The organism is Vibrio marisflavi CECT 7928 (genome assembly GCF_921294215.1).
GTDB classification, from domain to species: domain Bacteria; phylum Pseudomonadota; class Gammaproteobacteria; order Enterobacterales; family Vibrionaceae; genus Vibrio; species Vibrio marisflavi.
Genome location: NZ_CAKLDM010000002.1, coordinates 1,462,610 through 1,475,118, shown reverse-complemented (window position 1 = coordinate 1,475,118; position 12,509 = coordinate 1,462,610). Strand labels below are relative to the sequence as shown.

Here is a 12,509-nt window from a genome sequence, read left to right as displayed (position 1 = left end):
TTATGCGCCTTTTCAAGAAAAAGCAGTGTGGACACGCAATGATTTTATTCGTGATGATTATCCCTGCACTGTTTGGAATATTTACCTTGGCGAGTGATGGTACAAGGGCGATGCAAACACGAGCTCGTGTTGCGGATGCTACAGAAGCTGCCTCGTTGGCAGTTGCCGCTCAAAACAGTGAAGATGCCGCAGTCAATCAAGAGTTAGTGAGAGACTATCTAAATGCTTATGAGCATAGCATTGTGTCTATCACCAACGTACAAGTTACCCGGTTGACTTGCGAACAAATACCCGATTGTGTAGCCGGTTTAGCTCGCGGTGAAAACCGTTACTTTGAATACGATGTGAAAGCGACTGCGAGTTTTAAAACTTGGTTTGCCGGAAATGATGCGATTGAAGGCTTTGGAGAAACATTCTCGGCTGGTGGCGATTCGATTGCTCATAAATTAGAGAGCGAAGGTATCGATATCATGATCGCGGCCGATTTTTCTGGATCGATGGGCAGTGGCTGGTCAGGTAGTAACAAAGCAAAATATCGAGATTTGATTGAAATTGTTCAGAGTGTGGCTGATGAGTTACAAGGTATGAACGAACAAGCAAACCTGCAGAATATGATAGGTATGGTACCGTATAACGGAAATACTTATTCTGAATACCAAGATTCTATTACCGGAGAAACACTAGAGTGCTGGATGTATCAAAATGAGACCTATGAATCTGGTGGTCGTTTATATACTGATGTTGATGAAACGCTGGCGAATATATTTGTTGAAAAAGATGATAACAATTGTGGTGTCGATGAAAATGGCAACCGTGGTAAGAATACTGGATATAAGAAGTCTGCTGGCTCGCGTCAGAACCCTAAATTTGAAGATATTAGGTTAACTAGTGATATTCAAGATTTCAAAAGCAGTATTGCTGGCTTTAGACCAGGGGCTGTAACTGGTTCATATCAAGGTTGGATACGCAGTGCTCAATTAATGCGAAGTGGAGTCAATGAGCGAAGGCTAATTATATTGCTTTCTGATGGTATGGATATCGATTGGCTTTACCAAGGTTGGGGGACTTCTGACTTCGCAACTGCTAATGCACTCGTTGATGCTGGAATGTGCGATGCCATAAGAGCAAATTTGCTGTTTGGCAATGACGGTCAAACTAAGAAAGTCAATATGGCAGTAATTGGGTTCGACTATAACCCATTTGGAAACCCTGCGTTAGTTAATTGTGTCGGTGAAGATAATGTCTATAAAGCAGAAAACCCACAAGAGCTTTACGCGCAAATACTTAGCCTTATAGCAGAAGAGATTGGCCGTCTTAGATAGTTAGTTGGTCAAGAAATAAGTCATGAAAAAGTTTTATTTTTTGGAAGCGCAAATATGGTGGCGTTTCATTTATAACACTTATTCTATTTAGATAGAGAGAGCGATAACTATGAATAAACTATACCTATTGTTTAGCGCGATAATTGTTAGTATTTCATTTACGGCACAGGCAGAAGATAATTTAAACCAATCTATCGTATTTTACTGTGGTACTTCTGACGGTGAATATAAAAAAGAGATCCATATTAGCGATGGTACTCGAGTTTATTTAAATCAAGGTGCGTACAGTCAGGTACAAGCGTTTGATAATTTAGAACCAGATTCAAACTTAGTACACAGCTTATTTGACCAGATGGGCATAGATAGAAACTGCTCTGAGCTATTAATGAGTCGCAGCACCGCTAAAATGGTTGATGAGGGTAATGTATTAGCCCGCGTATATTTTGATTTCGCCAAATCAAATTTAACTGATCGCTCAAAGTACGTGTTGCAACAGTTATTTAAGAAGATGCAAGAACACCCACAAGTACTGGACGTGGTTGGGCATGCTGATTCTGTGGGTAGCGAAGAGTTCAACTATCAACTCGGACTAAAACGCTCTTATGCCGTGGCTAAGTATTTAATTGATAAAGGCATGAGTCCTAAACATTTTCATATGACAAGTGAAGGTGAGACACAGCCTATCGCAAGCAATAACACTAGCGAAGGACGTGAGAAAAATCGACGAGTGGATATTCAGTAATCTGCCACTTACTCACCATTTGATCAGAGGAGAGAAGGAGTCTCCCTCAGATCCTGCTTCAATACAAAGTCTACTAAACCCTTCTTTACTCGCCGTTACCATCCTACCTAGCACTAAAAATCATATTATTTGCTTCCCTTAAGTTTCTCTTAAGTTTCGCTCTTTAAATTTATATCTAAAGATTGAGAGAGGGCTTATCAATGAGAAAAGACTTAATTAAACACTGCCAAAGATTGGAAGTGGTCGACTCTAGTCACCCTCTATGGAAAGAAGTGACTTACCAAATTCGTATTCGATATAAACATGCTTTCGGAGCGGTACTTTGTTCTTACATGCCGCAATTTCTCGTCATGATGAAAGGTACAAAAATCATTTCGATTTGTGGCTTTCAAAGTGCGAACAACAGGCCACTGTTTTTGGAGCAATACCTTCCAAAACCGTCGAATGAAATATTGTCAGAGACTTTCAAAGAACCTGTTGAGCGATCTCAGCTTGTTGAATTTGGTCAACTTTCCCTCTTTACCAAAGGCACGTCACCTTTGCACTTTTACATGATTGCAGAGCTGCTGGTATCTCAAGGGTATGAGTGGGGCATTTGCACAGCAACTGACCCTCTGCATGCGTTGATGTCTAGGCTCGGTCTACAACCAGAAATTATTGCTTACGCAGACAAAGAGCATATCCCTAATGCTGACAAAGTCTGGGGTTCTTATTACCAAACCAGCCCAAGAATATTAGCCGGAAATCTTAAGGTTGGATTAGAACACTTGCGGTTAAGTTACGGTGAAAAATATAGAAAGCTAGCGGGAATTTAATATGAACAAAATACTTAAGGCAATTGAAAGTAATGCTGTCAGTAAGCCTCGTCAAATTGCATTTAGAGGTCAAAATCATATCGGTGATGTTCAATCCATCAGTTATTTTGAGCTGAATAAAGAAGTGGACATGGTTGCCAACTTATTTCTAGCTATGCAGGCAAAATGCATAGCACTTAGAGCCGACAATAGCCTAGATTGGCTAGTGATTGACTTAGCAGCCATGAAAGCGAAAGTTTGTTTGGTTCCAGTGCCAACATTTTTTACAGACCAGCAAGTTGAGCACACTCTGGCAGAAAGTGGTGCCGACGTCTTAGTTGGTGATTGGAAAGACAAAGTTGACCCGATCACATGTATTCGAAACATGCCGATATATTTGTATGCATCAGGGAATGAACGTCGTTACTTGCCTGAAACCAGCAAAATAACCTTTACTTCTGGTTCTACGGGCAGCCCAAAAGGGGTTTGTTTAAGTGAGCAAAATATAGAGAACGTTTCACTTGCTCTGGCTAAATCAATGGAAGCTGACCAAGTCTGTCATTTATCTCTGCTACCACTTTCAACATTACTCGAAAACGTGACTAGCATTTACGTGCCTATTTTATTGGGTATCACTTCGCAAATATACAAAAGTGAAACTCTGGGTTTGACGGGTTCCAGCCAGTTAAACGTTAAAGCATTCGCTGAGGCATTGGTGCAGTTTCAGCCAAATAGCATGGTATTAGTGCCTGCTATTTTAATGGCTTTGATTCAGTTGGTAAGCCGAGAACCAGCCCTTTCCGACTCTTTGAAATTTGTAGCAGTAGGTGGTGCACGGGTTGCACCGGAACTGATCGAACAAGCTCATCAACTAGGTATTCCAGCCTATGAAGGCTATGGATTGTCTGAGTTTGCATCAGTTGTGAGTTTAAACACTGAAAATCATTCAAAAGCAGGGACGAGTGGGCGATTGCTTCCTCACGTTGAAGCAAAGCTATCGGAGGAAAACGAGCTACTTATCAAGGGCAATAGCGCACTTGGATATATCAACGAGCCGTTTACAGACGAGTGGTTTGCGACGGGCGATTTGGCATCGATTGATAGTGAAGGCTACGTCACGATTGAAGGTAGAAAGAAGAACCAAATTATTAGCGGGTTTGGCAGAAATATCTCTCCAGAATGGGTGGAGTCTCGTGCTCAAGTTTTTCTTCCTGAATGCCCAATGGTCGTTACTGGTGACGCCGAAGCTAGCCTGACGGCAATAGTCGGAGCAGGAAAAGCAATTGAAGAGAGAATTGAGAGATTAAATCAAACACTTCCCGACTATGCGCGCATCAAAAACTTATTAATTGTATCGGATATGAGCGCAAGAAAAGAGTGGTTTACATCGAACGGTAGGCCAAAACGCAAACATATTGAATCTTGGGCGAGTTGTATACACAAGCAGTATATCGCTGATCCGTTGGTGACAGCCAAAACAGTTAAAACCCAATTCGAATATTCAGAAATTTAGGAGACTAATATGAGTCAATTCTTTGAACAGTTAAAACAGCAAACGCTGCCGGCACAAAAAGCGATGTTAGATGTACCAGTCTTTGAGGCTTGTATGCGCGGCAACGTTAACTTAGACATGTACACCAGCTTTCTAGTACAAGCTTATCATCACGTTAAACACACGGTACCGCTTCTTATGGCTTGCGGAGGCAAACTTTCACAAGACTACGAGTGGGTTCGCGAAGCCATTGCAGAGTATATAGACGAAGAGAAAGGTCATCAGGAGTGGATCCTCAATGATTTACGCGCTTGCGGAGCAGATGCTGACCTCGTAAGAGCAAACAGTGGAGAAGGCAAAGCGTGCCAAGCGATTGAGCTAATGGTGGCGTACTTATATCACCAGATCGATCGCGGCAATCCTATGGCTTTGTTTGGCATGGTTTGGGTGCTAGAGGGAACCAGCGTAGGGGTTGGGGGACAAATAGCCAACATCGTGAAACAGCAGCTTGGATTGCCTGACGAAGCACTGAGTTATCTCGTCTCACACAGTGTATTAGACCAAGACCATATCAGCTTTTTCGAAACCTTGATGAACAAAGTGACCGATAAGCAAGATCAACAAGCCATCGTAGATTCGGCCAATACAGTCTTTTCCCTTTATGGAGAGATGTTAAAGGGTTTGCCAGTGCCGTCAATCAGATAAGAAGTAGGAGATAGATAATGGATCTAAATGACAAATATGTATTGCTTACAGGCGCTTCTGGTGGAATCGGACAAGAAATTGCGTTGGCATTGGAAGTAAAAGGAGCACGTCTGATATTGGTTGCACGTGATAAGGAAAAGCTGGAACAAATACGCTATTCGATGGCGAAGCCTGATAGACATGATGTCCTTGCTGCGGACTTACTAACAGCTCAAGGACGAGAAGTTGTGAATTCGTATGCCAAAGAGCAATTGCGAAAAAACAAGCAAATAAGCGCGCTTATCAACAACGCAGGAAGCAATCAATTCCAGTTTTTAGCCCAGCGAAGCGCTGAATCTATTGAGCGAGAGATGCAACTTAACCTCATGACACCAATAGCATTAAGCCAAAGCGCTTTAGGGTGGTTGAAAAGACCTGGAGTCATATTGAATATCGGATCGACGCTAGGTTCCATTGGATATCCAGGTTATACCGCTTATTGCGCATCTAAAGCTGGCCTGCATCGCTTTAGTGAGGCCTTAGACAGAGAGCTTGATGGAGCCGCGATACGCGTTTTGTATTTAGCGCCAAGAACCACAGAGACTGAGCTCAATTCACCACGAGTGGTTGAACTAAATCAAAAGCTAGGCAATCGAAGTGATTCACCTCAAGTGGTTGCTGAGCATGTTGTACAGATGCTAGAGCAAGAAACTGCGGCTAAGTGGATAGGTTGGCCGGAAAAGCTTTTTGCCAGAATCAATCAGGTCTTTCCTAGACTGGTCAGTGGTTCCATTCGCAAGCAACAAGAAACGATACATTACTTTATCAATCACTCTAGTAATTAACTCGGTGGCTGAAATGAAGGGAGAACTCCACATGAAATTAGTTCTTGTGATGGCGTTAATATGTATAGCTTTGTTCACTTTTGCTTTCTTGATAATACCAGCATCGTGGCATGGCGATAATCTTGGACACTTTTACGGCGCAACATTGATTGAGCACTTAAAGCACAAACAAGCAGTTTTGAGAGCCGCTCACTTCTTCAGGCACTAAGGCTATTTAGCCGAAACACAATCAAAGGATGTACAACTTTAGTACTCGGAGTATTTCTATGAAACTCAATACAAAACTTACGGTTTTAATTTTAACTGCTTCAGCGTTTAGCTGTTCAGTATTAGCCAAAACTGACACGTTACTTAAGGTTCAAAAGGACTGGGCAGCTTGCCAGTACCAAACAAAAGATAGTGACAAGAAAAGCAAATGCTTTGAGCAAGTCATTTCACTAAACAAAACCGACTTGCAGCAAAGCCCAGATAATCCTAACTTGATGGTATGGTTGGCAATTAATAAAGCATCACTAGCGGGAGCAGAAGGTGGCCTAAGCGGTTTGTCTCAAGCCAAGCAAGCGAAAAAAATTCTAGAGCAAGTGATTGAAAAAGCACCTGAAACTCTAAATGGTTCTGCGTATACTAGTTTGGGCTCTCTGTATTATAAAGTTCCGGGCTGGCCGATTGGCTTTGGAGATGATGCGAAAGCAGAGAAGCTGCTTAAGAAGGCGTTAGAGATTAATCCAAATGGCATTGACTCAAATTACTTTTACGGTGATTTCTTAGTCGAGCAGGGTAAAAAGAAAGAGGCGATCAAATATCTTACACGCGCTCAAAATGCTGCACCAAGGCCAGAACGCCCTGTCGCAGATGCGGGTCGCCAACAGGAAATTAGTACATTGCTAAAGAGCTTAAAATGAGATTACTTCTTGTAGAAGATGATGTGTTATTAGGACAATCCATGATGGAGTCGTTGACCCGTCATGGATACACTGTTGATTGGGTTGAAAAAGGCGGCGGAGTTTTGGCTGCCATGAAGGTAGAGCAATTTACTGCTGTGATTCTTGATTTAACCTTGCCAGATATTGATGGCCTCGAAGTGTTAAAGAAGGTAAGGCAAGCCGGATACGAATTACCTATCATGATTTTAACCGCTCGAGATGATATTAACGATCGAGTAAAAGGCTTGGATTTGGGCGCTGATGAGTATATTGGTAAGCCTTTTGCGCTTGAAGAGCTGCTAGCTCGGTTGAGAGTGTTGATAAGACGCCAATCTGGCAGCGCGAACGAAACAATTCAAGTCGGTGAGCTTTCAATATCGCTTTCTGAACAAAGCGCAATGTATCAGGGTTCTACGCTAAAACTCACCCGCAACGAGTTTAAAATTCTTTCTCACCTTATAACGAATGCTGGCCGAGTAATCAGCAAAGACCAGCTTCAGCAATCTCTGCACGGTTGGGATATTGGAAGCAGCGACAACGCGATAGAAGTCCACATTCATAACTTACGTAAGAAGCTGCCCAATAAGCTTGTTAAAAATATCCGTGGAGTGGGGTATATCATTGAAAAGCAGTAAACCATTTTCTATCAAACGCCGACTCACTCTCTCTGTTATTGCGTTTTCCTTTGTTTTGATCGCAGTATCGTTAATCCTCAATGTTTATTCAGCAAAACATGAAGTCGAAGAGGTGTATGATGCTCGGCTCGGACAGTCAGCCAAGTTGTTACTCGTTACTACCGCCTTTGAGCCGAACGAAAAGACATTTGTTAAACACCAAAAGATTTTCCAATCTTGGATGTCTGATATAAAAAAAGATTCGCCGGGTGATGATGATGTTCCAACAGCATACGGACATCCCTACGAAGAAAAGATGTTGTTCCAAATTTATGACGACGGAAAACTGCTTTGGAGCTCTAAGCCAAATATAGGCGCGTTTGAGCACGACAAGAATTACTCTGGTTACGGCAATGTCGTCGAAAACGGCAGTCAATGGCGCTACTTTCAACTTCACATGCCCAAGAAGGCGAATAGCAGTGAATACGTGATCGTGGCGGAGAAGCAAAGCATTCGCAAAGAAATGGTGGAAGAAATGGCGTTATCAAACGCAATTCCACAGCTACTCATTATCCCTTGTTTAGTCATTTTAATTATTTGGCTGATCAACAAAAACTTTAAGCCAGTTAAAGAGTTAAAACTTGCAATAGCGCAGCGCAGTGCCAATAAGCTCGATCATATTTATGTATCGAACCAAACGGTTGAACTTTCTCCATTGGTGGACGCGTTAAATGATTTGCTGAGTCAGCTTGAGCAAGCGTGGCAAAGAGAAAAGCGCTTTACCCGGATGGCTGCGCATGAGCTGAAAACACCACTCACTATCTTGCGTTTAAATGCTGAAAATGCCATTCATAGCAAAAGCCAAGATGAGTTAGCGAAGGACCTCAATAATATTCTCAAAGGTATCGATAGAACCGACAGGTTGCTGCACCAACTACTTATGCTAGCCAAGGTAGAGAGCCTGACGGACATAGAAAAACAAGATGTAGACATCTCTAATGTTATACGCCAAATTGTTGCTGATCTTGCTCCACTCGCGTTGCGAAATAGTCAGGATATTGGGTTTGACGGCAATAGTATTTCGATTGATGGGGACGAGACCCTGTTGACAATTCTGTTTAGCAACCTAATTGATAATGCTATTCGTTATTCTGGGGATCGTAGCCAAATCAATGTCGAAGTTGTAGATATGGAATCATTAATTGAAGTTCGTATTTCGGATAACGGAGCTGACATCAGCGCAGAAGCGAGAGAAAAACTATTCGACAATTTCTATCGAGCCAACTCAGAGAAAGGGGATGGTGCAGGGTTAGGCATGTCAATCACGCGTGACATTGCTGGTCTGCACAACGCTAAAGTAACACTTTTACCACGCAGCGAAGATAGAAATACGTTTGTTGTTACCTTCAGCAAATAATTGCGGAGTGAGCGTACTGCATTAGTCGATGGGTTTACTGCAATATAGATTTGATCAATTGAGATAAGCTTTGCGTTTATCTATATTTTGTCGAAAGGGGCAGGTCAGCCAAAACGGTTCTGCCCCAAAGTGAGCCAGAGAAAGATTGAACTTAGCTTGAAGTCCTGCAACTTGCCCTACTTTTCCTCATGTCTAGAGGTCCAACAATGTAGCTAAGTTTTCTAATCCACAACAGACTGACCTTTAATCACAGCTACGCACGAATATGTTGTTCAACTATTTCTAGGCTATTGAATAGTAGAAAACATTGGTAACGTGCCTTGAATCGGAAGCAATGTGTGTTTGCCCGCTTTTTAACTAGAAATTAGATTTCAACTGAATTATATTCATATTTTTCAGTTGGTTAATCAGGATAGCAAGAACTGCTGAATACATCAATTCGTGCTGGCACGATATTAAAATGTTGTGCAGCATGGAAAATGGAGACAATTAAAGCTCATGGAAAAAATCGTCAATTTCGTTTTTAAAGTTGTTGGTCTTCGAACAGCGAAACAGAAAGAAAAAACTCAAAGAGTCGTTGATTACATAGATACTTGTTTAGAACACATGCAAAAAATAATGGGTTACTCGAACGATCCAAGCTCTGCAAGTATCGAACAATCTCGCAAGTTTTTGCAGCAAGCTTATTTGGAACTACCAATACAATTAGACGGGGTAGCTTCAACAATTGAATGCGACATTATAAAAAATTCAATTGCCAGTGCTCGAATATATTACCACGCAGTGAAAGAAGGTAAGGTCTTAGATAGTTGTTTAGAATCGGATTACGAATCAAGATTCCAGCTTTACACTAAGCACATTTATGACCAGCAGATGTTCCGACAGAATTCTTACGAAGCATTTTTGAAACAACTTGTAAAAGATAAACGTGAAATTGACAAGCAGTACATAGACCATGAACTTCAGAAAATCATGGAAGTTTGTCAGGAAGACATAGCGAGAATAATGATTCTCCGTGAAACGCTAAAAACTCGGAAAGCAGCTGCATAACAAAGCAATTAAGTCGGATTCCATTTTTTTAATCGAACTTTGAGGTAACTATATTGAACGATAAAGTTTGGCAGAAACTACTAGTTTTTGAAAGTAGAGATGCTGTAGATAGATTATATAAAAAAATTCATGGCAGGAAGCTTTCAGCTAGTAAAGTTATAGCTATAAATAACGCAACAAAACAAGCTCGAGAGAATTTTCGGAATGCTTTGACCGACGGTGCCACTTAAAAATATCGGTTGTAATAAACCCCCACCAACTTGTCATAGGTTTTCTCGATACTTATGCGGATGTCAGCTTTATTGCTGATGTGAAAGCGCGAGTCCACAAATAGGTTATAGTCCCAACCACTACCATTTAAACCCAGTGAAGGAACAACTCTCAGGTGTGTTTTCCATCGTTCAGACCAGTTATAAAGCACTCCTAGCGGAAGCTGAAAAGCGGAGTCATCGAGGTAGGCTAAATCGATCTGCCCGCCGACCATTGTGTAGGCTGAAAGGTCATTAGACCGGCGTTCAGCCAAACCTAAATAGCCTTTGAAATATGGGCGGTAACACTCATCGTTATCGCATTCGCTATGTTCAAGTGAGAGAGTCAACTGCCATGCTAAGCGATCGTTCTCAAACAAGGCCACATCATTGGTGTTAAGTGATGCAATATTTAGGAAATCTAGCTTTTTAAGGCGTAGTTTGTCTTCAGTGATGTGTAACTCAGTATCCATAACTGTAAGAGCAGAATCTTTTAGTCGTGCCGCATCGATAGACAAAAAATTATAATAAGCGCCATAACCCCTTAGGCTGGCATACCCACCGTAGTCGTCGCTATAGCCTGCACCTATACCAAGATTAATGGGATGCTGAGACAAGTGAGGAAGGGGAGCTTTACTCTTCGGCCAGTCCACACTAAAGCTGTCCAACTGTATCCTCGCCAGCAACAACTTATGCTTTTGCTCCTTGTAGTTGTTATCAGGCTCTTTTCTAGTGACTAATAACAATTCTGTGTACTCGGTTAATACGTCTAGAACCTTTGCTTTTTCATACTCAGAAAACTCACTGGACCGCATAAATGACTCCAGTTCTGAAAGATCTTTGGCAATTGCGAGTGCCTGTTGTTTTTCTGCATCATTGAGGGCGAGGTACTTATTTTGAATGCGGCTATACTTCGATTGACGTTGATTGACCTTTTTAACCAAAGGTTGTCCATGATGCTGAACTTCCGGGATAGCATGGAATATATCAATGGGCATGTCCCATGGCTGCAGCCCGGTATCGAGGGGCCGATCCAGAACAATATTCAAAATGTCTTTAAACGCTGTAGAGCAGTTGTCGCTGAAAAAGTAATAGTTGAATTCAACATCTTGTAGCTCAAACAGATGTGCCTGTAACAGCATCACTTCTTGTTGGGTCAGGCTAAGTTCATATTCCCATAGCTCTCTCTGCTCGTTCTCGGCATAATTACCAGTATGAAGATAGTAAGTGGCGGTGGTGTAAGTGGCACTGTATCCACCAAATATTCCGTACAGAACATACTTTACAGGGTTGTCGTCAGGATGCGCATTCGCCCCAAAGTTAATACCAGTATCGAGCAGCTCGATATCCGTTTTGTTGTCGCCCTTGCGGTTAAATTTCATCATCAGGTGACCAAAAAAAGAGGCAGGGTTTCCAAGGTACCCAGTTACATAAATAAGGCTGACCGACTCAGTTTTGCTATGCTGAATCCATTGCTGATAGTCTTCGCAATTTTGTAAAGAAAGCGCTAAATCGGAGTCGACGTTGTCTTTAACCCAGATGTAGCGGGCTGGGTAGCGGCAATGTGCCATTGACGACGGTGTAGAAAAAGCCCTGAGTGTTGCAGTTAATTCTGCTGATGCATTTACGCTGCCATTTTCGGAAAGGAAAAATTTCGGGCTGGAGATAGTACTGCCGCCATTTTTAAAATGCAGGAGTTTGGACCACTGATTTATCTGTTTTTCACTAAGTGAAGCTGAACCTGATGCTGACCCAGAATACAGTAGCGCGACAGAGAACAATAAACCCAAACAAGATGACACGTCATTGCGTATCATGAGCTTGTTAATGAGGGTTAAGACGCCGTGCACTGTTGTGAAGCATGCTTTGCCACAATACGGTAATAGCTGTCGGCCTTCTCATGATGAGGCATTTGAGCATAATTATCATTTGCCAATACTTTTGCGAAATCATGTCGTATGCCTTTACGTACGACCTGTTGCTCTTCTTGTCCGCATTCAAGGATATTCAGCATTGCAAGCATATGCTCACCTTGACCTTGTACCGTCTCTTGTTCCAGCTCTGGGTAGGTCTTGTCGATAAACTGTGCTGCAGCATAAAATGGGCCCTTGCAAGAACCAGGTGTAGAATAATAAGAGATAGATGCGGTAGTACCTAAGTCGAACGTTACATTGGTGGTGACAGCAAGCCAGCCGTTCGCAAAACCGTTGGAAATCCAGTGGCCTAAACCACATCCCTTATAAATACCATCTAGAGAAGCGTTGGCGGGTGGCAGATAAGCAAAAGTTATTAATAGAAAAGCAAAGATTCTGTGTTTCAAAATAGACCCCTTGTTCCAACTTTTTAGAGTAGGGTAAATCAATAACCTACCGTGCTTT

The 12,509-nt window shown here is 42.1% G+C and carries 13 protein-coding genes; 11 read left to right on the top strand and 2 right to left on the bottom strand.

Annotated features, from left to right (window positions below; translation table 11 throughout):
- Positions 1 to 2 precede the first annotated feature (2 nt).
- The 11 genes from L7A31_RS13515 (at position 3) to L7A31_RS13465 (ending at position 9,883) form a co-directional block, all read left to right on the top strand.
- The gene (locus L7A31_RS13515) at positions 3 to 1,322 is read left to right on the top strand and encodes a TadE/TadG family type IV pilus assembly protein (RefSeq protein WP_237362311.1); all 1,320 of its coding nucleotides are present in this window, start codon (positions 3 to 5) and stop codon (positions 1,320 to 1,322) included.
- A 109-nt stretch (positions 1,323 to 1,431) separates the two neighbouring features.
- Positions 1,432 to 2,064: an OmpA family protein gene (locus L7A31_RS13510; RefSeq protein WP_237362310.1), complete on the top strand. Its 633-nt coding sequence runs from the start codon at positions 1,432 to 1,434 to the stop codon at positions 2,062 to 2,064.
- Between the two features lie 200 nt (positions 2,065 to 2,264).
- Positions 2,265 to 2,879, top strand: coding sequence for a thermostable hemolysin (locus L7A31_RS13505; protein ID WP_237362309.1), 615 nt, complete (start codon positions 2,265 to 2,267; stop codon positions 2,877 to 2,879).
- Between the two features lies 1 nt (position 2,880).
- Positions 2,881 to 4,371, top strand: coding sequence for an AMP-binding protein (locus L7A31_RS13500; protein WP_237362308.1), 1,491 nt, complete (start codon positions 2,881 to 2,883; stop codon positions 4,369 to 4,371).
- A 9-nt stretch (positions 4,372 to 4,380) separates the two neighbouring features.
- A complete protein-coding gene (locus L7A31_RS13495; protein WP_237362307.1) occupies positions 4,381 to 5,055 on the top strand; it encodes an iron-containing redox enzyme family protein in 675 nt (224 codons plus the stop codon).
- A gap of 17 nt (positions 5,056 to 5,072) precedes the next feature.
- Entirely contained in the window at positions 5,073 to 5,879 is an 807-nt protein-coding gene (locus L7A31_RS13490; protein ID WP_237362306.1) for an SDR family oxidoreductase, read from the top strand.
- Between the two features lie 31 nt (positions 5,880 to 5,910).
- On the top strand, positions 5,911 to 6,087 hold the full coding sequence (locus L7A31_RS13485; RefSeq protein WP_237362305.1) for a hypothetical protein: 177 nt from the start codon (positions 5,911 to 5,913) through the stop codon (positions 6,085 to 6,087).
- 58 nt (positions 6,088 to 6,145) lie between these two features.
- Entirely contained in the window at positions 6,146 to 6,781 is a 636-nt protein-coding gene (locus tag L7A31_RS13480) for a tetratricopeptide repeat protein (protein WP_237362304.1), read from the top strand.
- The gene (locus tag L7A31_RS13475) at positions 6,778 to 7,437 is read left to right on the top strand and encodes a response regulator (protein ID WP_237362303.1); all 660 of its coding nucleotides are present in this window, start codon (positions 6,778 to 6,780) and stop codon (positions 7,435 to 7,437) included. The genes L7A31_RS13480 and L7A31_RS13475 overlap by 4 nt, the downstream gene beginning before the upstream one ends.
- Entirely contained in the window at positions 7,424 to 8,833 is a 1,410-nt protein-coding gene (locus tag L7A31_RS13470; RefSeq protein ID WP_237362302.1) for an ATP-binding protein, read from the top strand. The genes L7A31_RS13475 and L7A31_RS13470 overlap by 14 nt, the downstream gene beginning before the upstream one ends.
- Positions 8,834 to 9,331: 498 nt before the next feature.
- Positions 9,332 to 9,883: a hypothetical protein gene (locus tag L7A31_RS13465; protein ID WP_237362301.1), complete on the top strand. Its 552-nt coding sequence runs from the start codon at positions 9,332 to 9,334 to the stop codon at positions 9,881 to 9,883.
- A 226-nt stretch (positions 9,884 to 10,109) separates the two neighbouring features.
- Here the strand turns inward: L7A31_RS13465 and L7A31_RS13460 are convergent, their stop codons facing one another.
- The gene (locus tag L7A31_RS13460; RefSeq protein ID WP_237362300.1) at positions 10,110 to 11,948 is read right to left on the bottom strand and encodes an Lnb N-terminal periplasmic domain-containing protein; all 1,839 of its coding nucleotides are present in this window, start codon (positions 11,946 to 11,948) and stop codon (positions 10,110 to 10,112) included.
- Between the two features lie 17 nt (positions 11,949 to 11,965).
- The gene (locus L7A31_RS13455) at positions 11,966 to 12,451 is read right to left on the bottom strand and encodes a DUF3015 family protein (protein ID WP_237362299.1); all 486 of its coding nucleotides are present in this window, start codon (positions 12,449 to 12,451) and stop codon (positions 11,966 to 11,968) included.
- Positions 12,452 to 12,509: the final 58 nt, after the last annotated feature.